The organism is Methylobacterium sp. D53M, from assembly GCF_053345625.1.
Window position 1 is genome coordinate 1 of sequence record NZ_JBKFAL010000008.1, and the last position, 14,831, is coordinate 14,831.

Genomic DNA, 14,831 nt, shown 5'->3' on the forward strand with positions numbered 1-14,831 from the left:
CGCGCGCCGCCCTCGACGACGCCTCACCGTCATCGCGAGCGCAGCGAAGCGACCCAGGGTCGCGCAACATTGGCAGGCGTCGCGCTGCTGGATTGCTTCGCTCCGCTCGCGAGGACGTCGGTGCCGAAGACTCATCGGCCGCTGGCACCGTCACATGGGCCGAGCCCTGCCGGCGTTCCGTCGCGCCGCCGGATCGGTGCACCACGCACGGCCGTCATCGACGTCACATCGGCCCGGAATGCCGAGCGCCAGCGGACGCAGATCCGCTCGCTAAGTTATTCTCGGAGCTTGAGGGACGAAGGAGCGTGACATATGAGCGATTCGAATCGGTATTGCCGGGTCTTTGTCGACGAAATGTCTATAGAGATCGGATTTATGGCCGTAAACGGTTCGATATATCGCGAATAACAGAGAAAATAAGTCGATTATTGCTGAATTGATCGATCGAATATGGGGGTGATGTGATCTATCTGTCGTCGATGACTTGTCTTCAGGTCACGCTCCGGGGCATCCGGCTCCGCGCAACGGACGGGTTCTCCGGAGGCCGCGCGCCGGCGCCTCTCCGAGCGGCCTGATGCGCCGGGTCTTCTCGACGGCCGGGACACATCCCCGGACGCGCTTCAAGCTCTGGCAGGAGGTCGTCGCCGAACGGATCGGGCCAATCGAGCAGCGGCGGCGCGCCGACGGGCCGTTCGCGGGCGAGATCGAGATCGGCGCCGTCGGCCCGCTGACCTTCAGCCGGATCACCCAGAGCGCCCTCACGACCACGATCACCGCCGATACGGTCCGGCGCCGGCCTGACGGGCTGATCCGCTTGAACTTCCGTCTCGCCGGCGCGTCCACCTTTCAGCAGCACGGCCGCGAGGCGGTGCAGGGGACGGGAGACCTCACCGTCATCGACCATCACCCGGGCGTGCTGGACGCGCGCACGGATGGCCAGACACTGGTCATGGCCCTGCCGCGGGAGCGCCTCGAGGGCCTGCTCGGACCGGCCCGGCTGTTCGCGGCCCTGACGATGCCCGCCGGATCGGCCACGACCCGCCTGGTGACGACCTTCTTCGGGGATCTGCTCCGGGTGAACCGGCAGCTCTCCCCCGAGGCGGCGGAGCGCATGGCGACCATCGGCGTGGATCTGATCGTGGCCGCGCTCGCGGATCGGATGGCCCGGGAGGTGCCGCATTCCCTGCACGGCAGCGTCGTGGTCCAGCGCGCCAAGGCCCATGTCGAGGCGAATCTCGGCGACCAGACCCTCGATCCGCCCCGGCTCGCCGCCGCGATGGGCGTGTCCCTGCGCCGGCTCCAGGAGATGTTCCACGAGCGCGGCCAGCACATCTCCGACTGGATCTGGGAGCGCCGCCTCGCGGCGGCGGCCAGGCGCCTCTCCGATCCGGTCAGCCTGCACCGCCCGATCGGCGTCGTGGCCTACGAGTGCGGCTTCGCGAGCCAGGCCCATTTCGCCCGGCGCTTCAAGGACCGCCACGGCCTGTCGCCCCGCGCCTACAGGGAAGCCGCGATCTTGCGCCTGTCCGGCAGCCGGCCGGATCCGTGAGACGCCGCGACTCCGGTGCCGGTCGCGCTCGGCCGGGACGCGGCGCCGGGACGAGGGGCGGAGCCGTGCCCCGGGGCACGGCACCGACGTCGCGGCCCCCGCTGCCCTCACCCGGCGCAAGCCGCCTCCGGCCGCACCGCTTCCCCGGCCGCGCGCCCCGCCGCGTCGAAGAGCGCGCGGCAATACGCGATCAGGCGGTCGGTCCGATCCGCGCCGCTCCGGAAGGCGATGTGCCCGTCCGGGCGCACCAGCACGAGCGCCGGCCGGCCCTCCAGCCCGTAGGCGCCGTGTGCCCGGCCGTCCAGATCCGAAAGGACGGGCACCTCCGCCGCCGCGATCAGGGGGCCGGCGAGGACGAGCCGCGGACGCAGCCAGGGCCAGGGCGCCACGGCCCGGACCGCCTCCAGAAGGGCGGGCGCCGCCTCCGGCGACCGTCCGTCGAAGCACAGGAGCGCCCAGCCCGTCGTCCATCCGTCCGGGTTGTAGAGGAACGGGAACAGGCGCGTGCGCACCCCGTCCCGCGTCACCGGCGCGTCCGGCGCGCGCTGGCCCGGCTTCGGCCCCGGCCGCAGCAGGTGCGTCAGGTTCGCGAGGCCCGACAGGTGATCCGCGTTCAGGAGGCTGCCGGGATAGGCGACGCCCATCTGCTGCATGTCGTCCGTCCCCTGCAGCAGGGAGCCCAGGTTCGGCAGCGCCTTCGCGGCCAGCCCCAGCACCGTGTCGGTGACGGGGCCGCGATAGACGGTCCACCGGAACCCGCGCACCTGCTGGGCGCTCAGCCGGGCGTGCTCGCCGCCGCGCTCGCCGTCGTAGGAGTCGAGGATGGCGGGCGCCGCCTCGCCCCGCAGGGTCATGGCCAGCCGCCACGCGATCTCGACCGCGTCGTGGAGGCCAGCATTCATTCCCTGGCCGCCGATCGGCAGGGACAGGTGCCCGGCATCGCCCGCCAGGAAGACGCGGCCCCGCGCGTAGCCGGGGGAGACCCCGTAGGCGAAGCGGCTGTGGGTGAGCCATTGCGGGTCGCTCAGGGTGAGGGTCTCGTCGCCGGTGACCTCCCGGGCGAGGGCCTGGATCTCCGCGAGCGTCGGGTCGCGGTCCGGCACGCCGGCGTCGTCGGCCAGGAAGAACAGCCGGTGGTAGCCGCCCCAGACCGGCATGATGCCGGCGAAGCCGCGCGGGTAGTAGAAGAACCAGAGCTGGTCCGGCTCGGACCCGCGGCGCCAGGACAGCCGGGCGTCGACCTGCCGGTTCATGCAGCCCGTGAGCCGCTCGGGCTCGAAATCCAGGCCGAGCCGGGCGCGGACCGTGCTCCGGGCCCCGTCGGCGGCCACGCAGTAGCGGGCGCGCAGCCGCGTCTCCGGCCCGTCCGCGCCCCGCCGGAGGGTCACGGTGACGCCCGCCGCGTCCTGGTTGATGCCGGTCACCGTGCAGCCCCGGTCCAGCCGGCCGCCGCGGGCCTCGAACGCGTCGATCAGGGTCCGCTCGATCACGTCCTGCCCGCTGTACAGGACATCGGGATAGGGGCTGGCGACGTCGGCGATGGGGATCGGCGCCGTCGGCGCGCCGTCGACGAAGAAGTTGATGGTGCGGACCGCGTAGGCGTTCTCCGCCAGGGCGTCGCGCAGGCCGATGCCGGCGAGCAGCTCCTGCGGGCGGGCCCAGAGATTGTTGGCCCGCGAGTACGCCCTGACCTCCGCGCGCTGCTCCAGGACCAGGCACGACACGCCGTGATGGCGCAGGGCGCAGCCCGCGGTCAGGCCGACGGGGCCCGCGCCGACGACGATCACGTCGGCGTCGTAGCCCGGGGCGGCGTGGGCGTCGGTCATCGGTCGGTCTCCTGTCGGCTTTCCTGTCGGGTCTCGTGCGGGGTCTCCTGCCGGGCCTCCGCGGCGATGGACGCGATGGCGGCGTGGGAGGCGCCGATCCGCCGCTGCAGGCCCTGCAGCAGCGCGGCGGCGGCCTCGACGGCCTCGGGCGCGAGGCCCTCGGTGAGCCCGTCCGACCAGAGGGCGTTGCGCGCCATCGCCTGCCGGTAGGCCTCCGCGCCCCGCGGGGTCATGGCGACGAGGGGTGCGCGGCGGTGGTGGGGGTTGGGCGCGAGCCGGATCAGCCCGTCGGCCCGCATCTCGCCGACGAGGCGCTGCACCGACTGGCGGGCGAGGCCCATGTTGCGGGCGATGTGGGCGACGGGCAGCGGCGCCGGCGCGAGGGCGATGGCCCCCAGCACCTGCCAGCGGGCGCTGGTGAGCCCGAGATCCTGCACCAGCGTGTCGCCGGCCGCGAGCAGGTCGCCGTTGAGGCGGAACACCGCGACCACGAGGTCCGACAGGGCGTGCCGGGTCCGGTCGCGGTCGCGGGCTGTCCGAGGCGGGTCGGGCTCCATGGGGCACGTCCTGGCGGCAGGATATTGTCAGAATGACAGTATGCTGTCATCGTGCGGACAACGGCGCCGGCGCCGGACGGTTCCACGCCGGCGGCGGGCCGGATCCGGATGTCGGATACGGGGACGGGTGCCCGCCGGGCCCTAAGCCACCGCCGCGAGATCCCCGAACAGCGACAGCACGACCGGGCGCCGGTCGAGGTTGTAGATCGCCGCCTCCCGGGCGGCGCGGCCGAACCGGTCGGCGACCTCCACCAGGGCCGCGAGGCGGGCGGGGGGCTCATCCCGGCGCCGGTCGATCTCGGCCGAGACGAAGCGCAGCACCGCGTCCTGGGCGGCCTCGAACCGCGCCTCGGCGTCGCGGCCCGCCAGGGTCTCGGCGAGCTTGAGCACCCGGCCCCAGTCGGGCGTGCGCGCCCGCGCCAGCAGGGTCTCGATCTCGGCCACGAGGCCGGCGGTGACCGGATCGAGCATCGCGAGCGCGCGGGCGACCGAGCCCTCGCACTGGGCCAGCGCCCGGGCCAGGGCGGTCTCGTCGGGCTGCGCGAAGGGCTCGGGCAGGCCGCGCACCACCCGGGCGACGTCCTCGGCCGGGAGGGGGCGCAGCATCAGCGTCCGGCAGCGGGAGCGGATGGTCGGCAGCAGCCGGCCGGGCTGGTGGGACAGGATCAGGAACAGCGCGCGGGGCGGCGGCTCCTCCAGCACCTTCAGCAGCGCGTTGGCGGCGTTGGCGTTCAGGTCCTCGGCGCTGTCGAGGATGCAGACGCGCCAGCCCGAATCCGCGGCCGTCGAGGCGAACAGGTCGAGGGCGCGGCGCACGGCGTCGACCGAGATCTTGGTCGGCAGCGTCTTGGCGCCGGCGCTCCGGTGGCGGCGCAGGACCACGAGGTTCGGGTGCGACAGGCCCGCCACCTTGCCGAGGACGGCGTCGCCCGCCGGCACGGCGAGGCCCGCCGGGCCCCCGCCCCCCGGGTAGGCGAGCAGGCGCCGGGCGACCCGGTAAGCCAGGGTCGCCTTGCCGATGCCGGGGGCGCCGCCGATCAGCCACGCGTGGTGCAGGCGCCCCGCCGCGATGGCGGCCGCGAAGGCGTCGGCCGCGGCCGCGTGGCCGACGAGCCCGAGGGTCTCGCGCGGGCGCGGGATCCCGGCGAGGTCCCCGGGCTCGACGTCGTCGGCGGCGCGGTCGGTGGGCTTCACGGGGCGGGTCTCACGGGGCGGGCTTCACGGGCGGGCTTCATGGAGTGAGTCTCACGGCGCGGGCCGGCGGGCTCCGATCTGGGCGGCGCGCCCGCGCGACTGCTTACACGGCCGCCGGCCAGGATGGGACCGGTCGGGCCGGGACCGGCCACGCCCGTACGGCCGCTCACGCGGCGTCGCCGCTCCGGCCCGCCCCCGCCGGCCGGTCGGGCAGGAGCGCCGGCAGCCGGGACGCGACGGCGGCGCGGATCGCCGCCTCGACCGTGTCGGGATCGCGGGACGCGTCGATCACCGCGCAGCGCCCCGGTTCCGCCCGGGCGATCGCCAGGAAGGCCTCCCGCAGCCGGATGTGGAAGTCGAGGGCCTCGGCCTCGAACCGGTCGGCCCCCTGCCCCGTCCGGGCGCCGCGCCCGGCCGCGCGGGCGAGGCCGGACTCGGGGGCGAGGTCGAGGATCAGGGTGAGATCGGGCCGGGTCGGGCCGACGACGACCCGCTCCAGGGCGTCCACGAGCCCGGGATCGAGCCCCCCGGCGGCGCCCTGGTAGGCCCGGGTCGAGTCGATGAACCGGTCGCACAGCACGGTCTCGCCCCGGCGGAGCGCCGGGCGGATCAGCCGGTCGAGATGGTCGATCCGGGCGGCGCTGAACAGCAGGGCCTCCGCGAAGGGGCCGTAGGGCTTGGCGACGCCGTCGAGCAGCGCCGTGCGGATCTCCTCCGCCCGCGGCGAGCCGCCGGGCTCGCGCGTCACGCAGACGGGCCGCCCCGAGCGCGCGCGCAGGGTCGCGGCGAGGCGGGCGATCTGGGTCGACTTGCCGGCCCCCTCCCCGCCCTCGACGGTGATGAAGGTGCCGCCCGCCCCGGCGGGAGCCCCGGACAGCGGCCCGGTCACGCGCGCGCCGTCACGACGGGTTGGCCGCCCCGGCAGCACCCTTGTCGGTCCCCTTGTCCCCGCCCTTGTCGGTTCCCTTGCCGGCCCGGTCGAAGGCCTTGCGGACGAGGCCGGTGCCGAATTCCAGCGCCGCGTCCATCGCCCGCTGCGACAGGGTGCCGGGCTCCACCGCGGCGCCGGCGAAGAGCGGCTGGTCGAGGGCGACGGTGTCGCCGCGCTGGACGCGCAGGATCCCGACCCGCTGGCCCTCCTCCACCGGGGCGATGAGCGGCCCGGTATAGATCGCCCTGGCGCTGACCCGGTCGCTGGAGCCCCGCGGCAGCAGCACCCGCACGGGCTTCTTCGCCACCAGCGGCACCGAGCCCGACTGGCCGCCGAACACCGAGGCCTCGGCCACGGTCTCGCCCGGCGCGAAGACCTGCCGGGGCTCGAAGGCGCGGAACCCCCACTCCATCAGCTTGCGCGACTCGGAGGCGCGGTCCCGGGCGGTCTTGAGCCCCGAGACCACCAGCACGAGCCGCTGGCCGTTCTGCACCGCCGAGCCGGTGAGCGCGTAGCCGGATTCCTCTAGGTAGCCGGTCTTGAGCCCGTCCGCGCCGATGTCGAGGGCGAGCAGCGGGTTGCGGTTCTGCTGGCGGATCTTGTTCCAGGTGAACTCCTTCTCGGCGAAGATCTTGTAGTAGTCCGGGTAGGTGTCGATGATGTGCAGCGCGAGCTTCGCCATGTCCCGGGCCGTGACCTTCTGGTCGGGCGCCGAGTAGCCGGTGGCGTTGCGGAAGGTCGAGTTCGTCAGCCCGATCTCCTTGGCGCGCTGGTTCATCAGCCCGGCGAAGGCCTCCTCGGAGCCGGCCATGTTCTCCGCGATGGTGATGGCCGCGTCGTTGCCCGACTGCACGATCAGGCCGCGCAGCAGGTCCGACATCTTGATGCGGCTGTTCACCTGCGCGAACATCGACGAGCCGCCGCCCCCGGCCCCGCCGCGCTTCCACGCGTCCTCGGTGACGGTGAACTCCGTGTCCATCGACAGGCGGCCGGATTTCAGCGCCTCGAACACGATGTCGGTGGTCATGAGCTTGGCCATGCTGGCCGGCGAGAACCGCTCGTCGGCGGCCTTCTCGAACAGGACCGAGCCGGAATCGGCGTCGATCAGGATCGCGTGCGGGGCCGCGGTCTGGAAAGTCTGCGCGGCGGCGGCGGCGAGGCCGGCGCCCAGCGCGCAGGCGGCCGCGAGAAGGGTGAGAAGGGGTCTGCGCATCACCGTTCCGTCCCGCGCCTGCCGTCGGGCCGGAAGCGTCCCGCCCGTATCCCAATAACAAGCGTGACCATATTACGGTTTCGGCGCCGGATCGAATGCGAAATGCCGCATTGGCCGCCGCATCGACCGCCACATGGGCCGCCACATGGGCCGCCGGACCCGTCGGGCGGCCGCGGGTCGGCCCGGGCGCCGCCGTCAGTAGATCCCGGCGAGGCGGGCGTGTCCCGCCTTACCGGCGGTCTTGGTGGCCGGCCCCTTGGCGGCGGGGGCCTTGGGGGCGGTCTTGGCAGAGGTGGTCACGGAGCCGTTCGCGGCCGGCGCACCGGCCTTCGTGGCCGACGCTCTGGCCGGCACCGCGGCGAGGCGCGCCATGGCGAGCTTGGCCGAGGCCGGCATCGCGGCGGGCATCGCGGCCGGGGACGCGCCGTGCGGCGCGGAGGACGGGCCCGACGACGCCTTGGCGAGCTTCACGGTCCCGGGCGCCGGGACCGCCCGGCGATGGACTTCGGCGAGGGCCGGGCCGGCCTTCGGGCCGGCCTTCCCGGCGGCATGACCGTGCGCCGGCGGCGCGGCCGGGGCGAGGCCGGGGGTGTGGGCCGGGTTGAGACCCGCGACCTTCAGGGTCCCGGCCCCGAGGCCGCCCCTGGCGGCGACGGCCGGCACCGGGGCGGGCCGGAACTCGCGCACCCGCGACGCGGTGGGCTGCACGGCCGCCGGGACCGTCACGGCGGCCGAGGCCAGCACGATCGGCGCGCGCACCGGCGCCGCCCGCTCGGGCCGGGCGGCCGGGGCCTCGGCGGGCGCCTTCTCGGCCGCCGTCCCGCTCTCTTCCGCCTCCTGGGCGGGTTTGAAGGCCAGCGCCGGGGCGGAGCGCGTGTAGCGCTCGGTGTCCTCCGTCGGGCCGAGATCGGCCACCATCACGGTCGAGCGGCCGGCGGGCCGCCCGTCGGTGCGCAGGCTCGCGAGGAGCTTGCGGTCGTCGCTGCCGGCCACCGAGGCCTTGCCGACATACTCGACGCGCACCCGCGCGGTGCCCCTGCGGTGGAAGCCCAGCGCTTCGGCCGCATCCTCCGACACGTCCATGACCCGGCCGGCATGGTAGGGGCCGCGGTCGTTGACGCGCACCAGCATCGAGTAGCCGTTCTCGAGGTTCGTCACCCGGGCGTAGCTCGGCAGCGGCAGGGTCGGGTGGGCGGCGGCGATCGAGTGGCGGTCGAAGACCTCGCCGTTGGCGGTCATGCGGCCGTGGAAGGCCGAGCCGTACCAGGAGGCGAGCCCCTCGCGGACGTAGCCGCTCGGATTCTCCTTCGGCACGTAGGTCTGCCCGGCCACCACGTAGGGCTTGCCGGTGTAGCGGCGCCCGCCGCCCTTCGGGATCACGTCGCCCTCGTTGTAGAGGCGCGGGCTCGCCTTGACCCCGTATTTCGGGTCGATCCCGTTCCCGGCGGCGAGCTTCTGCTGAGGCGAGGTCGCGCAGTTGGCCGTGGCCAGGGCCACGCCCGAGACGGCGATGAGCCGCAGGGCGAGGCGCGCCGGCCGGGGAAGCGTCGTGCGCACCATCGTGGACTTCACCAAACTCTACGCGTGAGCGGGGCCCGACCGGACCGGAGCCGGCCGCGTGCACGGGGCCGCGATCGGTCCACCCAGATTTGTAGCGGTCGCGTAAAGGAAGCCTGAACGATGGGCTGCGGCCGGGTTCAGGAAGCGGGCCGCGCGGCCGGTCGGTTCTCGAGCATTGCGCGCGGATCGACGGGCAACATCTTGTTCGGGAACGGATTTTTCAAATTCTTGCTGGCGCGCCCGTCCGACCGCCCCCGGGCGCGGCGCTCCACTTTTCCGTGTGGGAGCGGGGCCAGGATCGCGATGGCTCGGGGCCGAGCCGGTGCGGAGGCCGCGGGCCGCTTGATCCGCGCCGGCCCTCTGCGGTCCCGGAGGGCCGGAAGGCGCCGCGCGCAGCAGCGGCACGCTCCGGAGCGGCCGCGCCGCCCCGGGTGTAATAGGCCGAAGGCCGAGTTCGCCCTCAGCGGGACTGCGTGTCGGTGAGCTGCCCGATCGACTGGGTGCCCCGCTGCTTGAACAGCAGGTCGAGGCCTTCCAGCATCAGCGCGTGCATCTTGGTCCGCTCGGCGTAGGCGAGGTCGCGCAGCTGGTCGTAGACCGGCGGCTCCAGGTAGACCGACATCTGGCGGGCGCGCTGCTTGAGCGTGGCCGCCTGCTTCGGCGCCGGGGGCGCGAGGGTGAGCGACACGATCTCGGCGCCCTGCGGCCGGGCCGCATGGGGCCGGGCCGGCGGGCTCGCCGAGGCCACGATCGCCGCGAGGCTGAGCTTAGGCGGCTTGGACATGCTGGCCCGTCCTCAGGGACTGCGTGCGGCGCTCGATCCACGACCAGAGGCGGCGGACCTCGCCGGCGGCCTGGCCCTTGGGGTTGAACTCGGTGACGCCCTGGCCGAGGCCGATCGCGTCCTGGTGGTCGGTGCGGGCGACGATGTTCACGTCGGGCAGGATGCCGAGCACCGCGAGCCCGTCCGCGGCGTCGCGGACCCGGTAGGAGCGCGGCGGGGTCTGGTTCAGCACGAAGGCGAACTTCTTCTCCAGCCGGTAGACGGCGGCCAGGGTCGGCTTGAACGCCCGCAGGTCCGCGGGGGTCGGCCGGCACGGGATGATGCACAGATCCGCGGCGCGGATCGCCGAGAGGGTGCCGGTGGAATCGACGCCGGGCGTGTCGATGAACACGTAGTCGTAGGCTGAGTCGCGCAGGCGCTCCATCACGGCGTCGATCTGGGTGGCGTCGATCTGCGCCACCTCGGGACCGTCGGCCGTGCGGTGGTCCAGCCAGTCGGAGATCGTGGCCTGCCGGTCCATCTCCAGGATGCAGACCGTGTGGCCCGCCTCCCGGGCGGCCACCGCCAGTGAGATGCACAGCGTGCTCTTGCCGCTGCCGCCCTTCTGCGTGACGAAGGTGATCGCTTTCATCCCGGGCGTCCTCCAGAAGGCCCCATACATCCGTCCGGGCGCCCGCAACTGCCGGTCGCCGCGCCGTCTGTGCCAACCTCAGGTATGGGATTCGCGGCGTGCCGCGATCCTGTGACCCAAGGATGTCGGGGCACAGGTTGGGGCCGACATGGTTAACGAGCCGTTAAGACAACGGTCCCTCGCGGATATCCCCGCCCAGTGCGGCAGCAGGACAGCAGTCTAAACTTCAAGTTAAGATTCTTGGCATATAGAGGGTTAACAGCCTTTCCAGCGACGCCCGGATACCGTAGCGTGAGCGCGGGTGAGACGAGGAGCTTGGTGGGGGTGAAAACCTCAAGTTTAAAGACAAGGATCGCCCCATCGAGGAATGGCATGTCCGAAGCCCCGATCCCGCAATCCATTTTGGAGGCCTCCGGCGTCGTGGGCACCTGGGCCCACGATTACTGGGCGGGGCAGCTGGCGCTCTCGGCCCCGCTCGCGGATCTGCTCGGCCTGGACCCCGAGGCGGCCGCCGCCGGCGTGTCCCTGGAGGCCTTCCTCGACCGCACCCATCCCGAGGACCGCGTCCGGATCGAGAGCTATCTCCACGCGGTGGCCGAGACCGGCGGTCCCGTCGAGGCGGAGTTCCGCACGAAGGACACCCGCACCGGGATCCGCACGCTGCTGATGCGCGGCCGGATCGAGCGCGACCCCGCCGGCGGGGCGACCCGCGGGCGCGGCATCGCCATCGACCGCACCGAGGAGCAGGCCGCCAACCTCGTGCAGAGCGAGCGGGTGGTGAACCGGATGGCCGAGCACGTCATCGCCCTGCGCGACCTCGCCCGCGCCCTGCACCGGCCGTCGCTGACCGACCGGATCGAGCACCTGATGATCGAGATCGGCTTCGAGCTCGCCCGCTTCCTGCCCGAGCCCGAGGACGAGCCGCGCCACTGAGCGCGCCACTGAGAGCGCGACGGGACGCGGAAGCCCCGCCGGACCGATTGATCGCTCCCGTTCCGGCAAGCTACTGTCCCGGCAACACTTTGCCGGGAGGACGGGGATGGCCCGCGACACGATCTACGACCGCGACCTCGACCGCGTCCCGGCCAACCACCAGCCGCTGACGCCCCTGCTCTACCTGGACCGGGCCGCGCGGGTGTTTCCCGACCACGTCGCGGTGGTCCACGGCCCCCTGCGGCGGCCCTACCGGGAGGTCTACGCCCGGGCCCGCCGCCTCGCCTCGGCGCTGGCGGCGCGCGGGATCGGCCGCGGCGACACCGTGGCGGCGCTGCTCGCCAACACCCCCGAGATGATCGAGTGCCACTACGGCGTGCCGATGACCGGGGCGGTGCTCAACACCCTCAACACCCGCCTCGACGCCGACGCGATCCGCTTCTGCCTGCAGCACGGCGAGGCCAAGGTGCTGATCACCGACCGCGAGTTCTCCCGGACGGCCGCCGGGGCCCTGGAGGGGCTGGAGCCCAAGCCCTTCGTGATCGACGTCGACGATCCCGAGTACGACGGCCCGGGCGCCCGCCTGGGCGCGACCGACTACGAGGCCTTCCTGGCCGGCGGCGACCCGGAGCACGACTGGCGGCTGCCGGACGACGAGTGGGACGCGATCACCCTGAACTACACGTCGGGCACCACCGGCGACCCGAAGGGCGTGGTCTACCACCATCGCGGGGCGGCGCTGCTGGCCCTCGGCAACGTCATCACGGGCGGGCTCGGCCAGCACCCGGTCTATCTCTGGACCCTGCCGATGTTCCACTGCAACGGCTGGTGCTTCCCCTGGACCCTGTCGATCGTGGCCGGGACCCATGTCTGCCTGCGGCAGGTGCGGGCCGAGACGATGTACCGGCTGATGGCCGAGCACGGGGTCACGCATCTCTGCGGCGCGCCGATCGTCATGCAGATGCTGATCAACGCCCCCGATGCCGAGCGCCGCGACCTGCCCCGGCGCGTCGCCTTCTTCACCGCCGCGGCCCCGCCGCCGGAGGCGGTGCTGGCCGGCATGTCGGAGGCCGGGTTCGACGTGACCCACCTGTACGGCCTGACCGAGAGCTACGGCCCGGCGGTGGTCAACGCCTGGCACGCCGACTGGGACGCGCTGGCGGCCGACCAGCGGGCGGCCCGGAAGGCCCGCCAGGGCGTGCGCTACCCGGTGCTCGAGGCCCTCGACGTGCGCGACCCGGAGACGCTGGAGCCGGTGCCCGCCGACGGGGCGACGATCGGCGAGGTGATGATGCGCGGCAACGTGGTGATGCGCGGCTACCTCAAGAACCCGGCGGCCACGCAGGCCGCCTTCAAGGGCGGCTGGTTCCGCACCGGCGACCTCGGGGTGAAGCACCCGGACGGCTACGTGCAGCTCAAGGACCGCTCGAAGGACATCATCATCTCGGGCGGCGAGAACATCTCGTCGATCGAGGTCGAGGACGCCCTGTTCAAGCACCCGGCAGTGGCCGCGGCCGCGGTGGTGGCCAAGCCCGACGCGAAGTGGGGCGAGACGCCCTGCGCCTTCGTCGAGCTCAAAGCCGGCGCGACCCCCACGGCCGACGAGCTGATCCAGTGGTGCCGGGGGCGGCTGGCCTCCTACAAGCTCCCCCGCCACGTGGTCTTCGGCGAGTTGCCGAAGACCTCCACCGGCAAGGTGCAGAAGTTCATCCTGCGCGAGCGGGCCCGGCAGGACGGGGCCTGATCCGCGCCCGGCCCGGCACCCGTCGATCGGAGCGGCGGGCCGGTCAGGCCTGCGGCGGATCCCGGCGGTCGACGCGCACCGGCACCGGCACGGGCTTCGGGGCGGACCCGGCGTCGCGGAGGTCGGCCAGGATCTGGGCGACGAACGCCTGGAGCGACACGAGGCTGAACAGGGTGATCGACGCGACCAGGGCGGCGGAGACCAGGGTCTTGGCGGTTTCGGGATCCACGGCGGGAGTCCTTGGCTTCGCCCCGCCGCGGGCGATCCGGGCGGGGGGCGCCGCTGTGGCGCCGGTGCCTCCCCAAAGTGGGCGCGCCGCCCGCGCCGCGCCAGCGCCGCCGCGGTCGCGCCTGGCATGCGCGGAGGGCCGGGCTCGGCCGCGATCCCGGTCGCCGCGACGCTTCGTCCGGCCGGCGATGATCGCGCGGGACCGTGCAGCTTTCCTGGCTGGTGGAACGTTGCGTTTCCCGCAATAAGCGCCGGCGCGGAGCGGCGCGCATCCGGGAGAGACGGCATGGCCGGCAGCGGCATCGCGGGCGGCATCGCGAACGGCATCGCGAACGGCACCCGCGCGGTGCTGCGCGCCGCTCAGGGGCTGATCCTGGCCGCCGGACTGGGAACTGTGCTGGGAGCCGGGCCTGTCGCGGGCCCCGCCCGGGCGCAGGGGCCGGTCCCGGCCCAGCCCGCGCCCCTGCCCGCTCCCCAGCCCGCGACGCCTCCGAACGCCCCGCCCCGGAGCGCGGCGCCCGCCCCCGCCGCGCCGGGAGCGGCGGCGGCGGAGCCGGGCCCGGCCGAGCCGGTGACCCGCGCCGGCTACTTCTACATCGGCGGCCGCTACCAGAAGCTCGGCGATAAGACCGTGATGGTCGGCCAGATGTTCGTGCAGTCGCGCACCCCGGCCCGGGTCACGCAGCCCTACCCGGTGGTGATGGTCCACGGCCTCGCCCAGACCGGCGTGAACTACCTCGCCACCGCGGACGGCCGCCCGGGCTGGGTGCAGCGCTTCGTCGAGAAGGGCTACCAGGTCTACGTGGTCGATCAGGTCGGGCGCGGGCGCTCGGGCACCAACCCGGAGGTCTACGGCCCCTACGACCGGCTCGGCACCCGCAGCCTGGAGCGCACCCACACGGCGCCCGAGGTCTACGACCTCTACCCGCAGGCCAAGCTCCACACCCGCTGGCCGGGCGGGGCCGGCGTGCAGGGCAACGCCGCCTTCGACCAGTTCTTCGCCAGCCAGGTCCCTTTCCTCGCCAACAGCCAGCAGACCGAGGAATGGGTCGACCCGGCCCTGGTGGCGCTGCTGGACAGGATCGGGCCGGCGATCCTGCTCACCCACGGTCAGGCGGCCCTGTTCGGCTGGGCGGCCTCGGACGCGCGGCCGGACCTCGTGAAGGCCCATGTCGCCGTCGAGCCCAATGGCCCGCCCTTCTTCGACGTGCAGTTCCGCGGCGGCAAGGAGTTCTGGGAGAAGACCGGCGACGGGCGCGCCCGCGCCTACGGGCTGACCCGCATGCCGCTGACCTTCGACCCGCCGGTCCGGGCGCCCGAGGACCTGACGGTGGCGCAGGCGGCCAAGGGGTCCGAATCCAAGTCCGACAGGGCCGCGGACGGGCGGATCCGCTGCTGGCTGCAGGGCGAGCCCGTCCGGTCCCTGCCGAACCTCGCCAAGGTGCCGGCCGTGGTGGTGACCGCGGAGGCCTCGTTCCACGCGACCTACGACGACTGCACCGTCGCGTTCCTGACCCAGGCCGGCGCCAGGCCGGACGTGGTCCGGCTGGCCGACCGCGGCCTCCACGGCAACGGCCACATGATGATGCTGGAGACGAACAGCGACGCCGTCGCGGACGTCCTGGCCGGCTGGCTCGCGGACCGGGTGAAGTAGCCGCGCGGGACCGCCCCCCGCCCCACC

General features: G+C 73.7%; 13 protein-coding genes. 4 read left to right on the top strand and 9 right to left on the bottom strand.

What is annotated here, in order from left to right:
* The first annotated feature begins 574 nt into the window (after positions 1–574).
* On the top strand, positions 575–1,549 hold the full coding sequence (locus ACLBYG_RS13780; RefSeq protein WP_447681813.1) for a helix-turn-helix domain-containing protein: 975 nt from the start codon (positions 575–577) through the stop codon (positions 1,547–1,549).
* A 107-nt stretch (positions 1,550–1,656) separates the two neighbouring features.
* Here the strand turns inward: ACLBYG_RS13780 and ACLBYG_RS13785 are convergent, their stop codons facing one another.
* From ACLBYG_RS13785 to ACLBYG_RS13820, 8 genes are all read right to left on the bottom strand, one after another.
* Positions 1,657–3,375, bottom strand: a complete 1,719-nt coding sequence (locus ACLBYG_RS13785) for an FAD-dependent monooxygenase (protein ID WP_447681814.1) — start codon at positions 3,373–3,375, stop codon at positions 1,657–1,659.
* Positions 3,372–3,932, bottom strand: a complete 561-nt coding sequence (locus tag ACLBYG_RS13790; protein ID WP_447681815.1) for a MarR family winged helix-turn-helix transcriptional regulator — start codon at positions 3,930–3,932, stop codon at positions 3,372–3,374. Before ACLBYG_RS13790 ends, ACLBYG_RS13785 begins: the two co-directional genes overlap by 4 nt.
* A gap of 141 nt (positions 3,933–4,073) precedes the next feature.
* On the bottom strand, positions 4,074–5,126 hold the full coding sequence (locus tag ACLBYG_RS13795) for a DNA polymerase III subunit delta' (protein ID WP_447681816.1): 1,053 nt from the start codon (positions 5,124–5,126) through the stop codon (positions 4,074–4,076).
* 166 nt (positions 5,127–5,292) lie between these two features.
* Positions 5,293–6,015: a dTMP kinase gene (tmk, locus tag ACLBYG_RS13800; protein WP_447681817.1), complete on the bottom strand. Its 723-nt coding sequence runs from the start codon at positions 6,013–6,015 to the stop codon at positions 5,293–5,295.
* Between the two features lie 10 nt (positions 6,016–6,025).
* Entirely contained in the window at positions 6,026–7,270 is a 1,245-nt protein-coding gene (locus ACLBYG_RS13805; RefSeq protein WP_447681818.1) for a D-alanyl-D-alanine carboxypeptidase family protein, read from the bottom strand.
* Positions 7,271–7,465: 195 nt separating this feature from the next.
* Positions 7,466–8,830, bottom strand: a complete 1,365-nt coding sequence (locus ACLBYG_RS13810) for a septal ring lytic transglycosylase RlpA family protein (RefSeq protein ID WP_447681929.1) — start codon at positions 8,828–8,830, stop codon at positions 7,466–7,468.
* A 460-nt stretch (positions 8,831–9,290) separates the two neighbouring features.
* The gene (locus tag ACLBYG_RS13815) at positions 9,291–9,614 is read right to left on the bottom strand and encodes a ribbon-helix-helix domain-containing protein (protein WP_447681819.1); all 324 of its coding nucleotides are present in this window, start codon (positions 9,612–9,614) and stop codon (positions 9,291–9,293) included.
* Positions 9,598–10,245: a ParA family protein gene (locus ACLBYG_RS13820; RefSeq protein WP_012318487.1), complete on the bottom strand. Its 648-nt coding sequence runs from the start codon at positions 10,243–10,245 to the stop codon at positions 9,598–9,600. The genes ACLBYG_RS13815 and ACLBYG_RS13820 overlap by 17 nt, the downstream gene beginning before the upstream one ends.
* Before the next feature lie 372 nt (positions 10,246–10,617).
* On the opposite strand from ACLBYG_RS13820, the gene ACLBYG_RS13825 reads away from it, so the two are divergent.
* Both ACLBYG_RS13825 and ACLBYG_RS13830 read left to right on the top strand, forming a co-directional pair.
* Positions 10,618–11,178 (top strand): PAS domain-containing protein, encoded by a 561-nt coding sequence (locus ACLBYG_RS13825; RefSeq protein ID WP_020095561.1) that lies wholly within the window; start codon positions 10,618–10,620, stop codon positions 11,176–11,178.
* 106 nt (positions 11,179–11,284) lie between these two features.
* Entirely contained in the window at positions 11,285–12,922 is a 1,638-nt protein-coding gene (locus ACLBYG_RS13830; protein ID WP_056524616.1) for an acyl-CoA synthetase, read from the top strand.
* A 43-nt stretch (positions 12,923–12,965) separates the two neighbouring features.
* Here the strand turns inward: ACLBYG_RS13830 and ACLBYG_RS13835 are convergent, their stop codons facing one another.
* Positions 12,966–13,151: a hypothetical protein gene (locus tag ACLBYG_RS13835; RefSeq protein WP_056524620.1), complete on the bottom strand. Its 186-nt coding sequence runs from the start codon at positions 13,149–13,151 to the stop codon at positions 12,966–12,968.
* Between the two features lie 285 nt (positions 13,152–13,436).
* Here ACLBYG_RS13835 and ACLBYG_RS13840 point away from each other — a divergent pair, with 285 nt between their 5' ends.
* Positions 13,437–14,804: an alpha/beta hydrolase gene (locus ACLBYG_RS13840; RefSeq protein ID WP_447681820.1), complete on the top strand. Its 1,368-nt coding sequence runs from the start codon at positions 13,437–13,439 to the stop codon at positions 14,802–14,804.
* Positions 14,805–14,831: the final 27 nt, after the last annotated feature.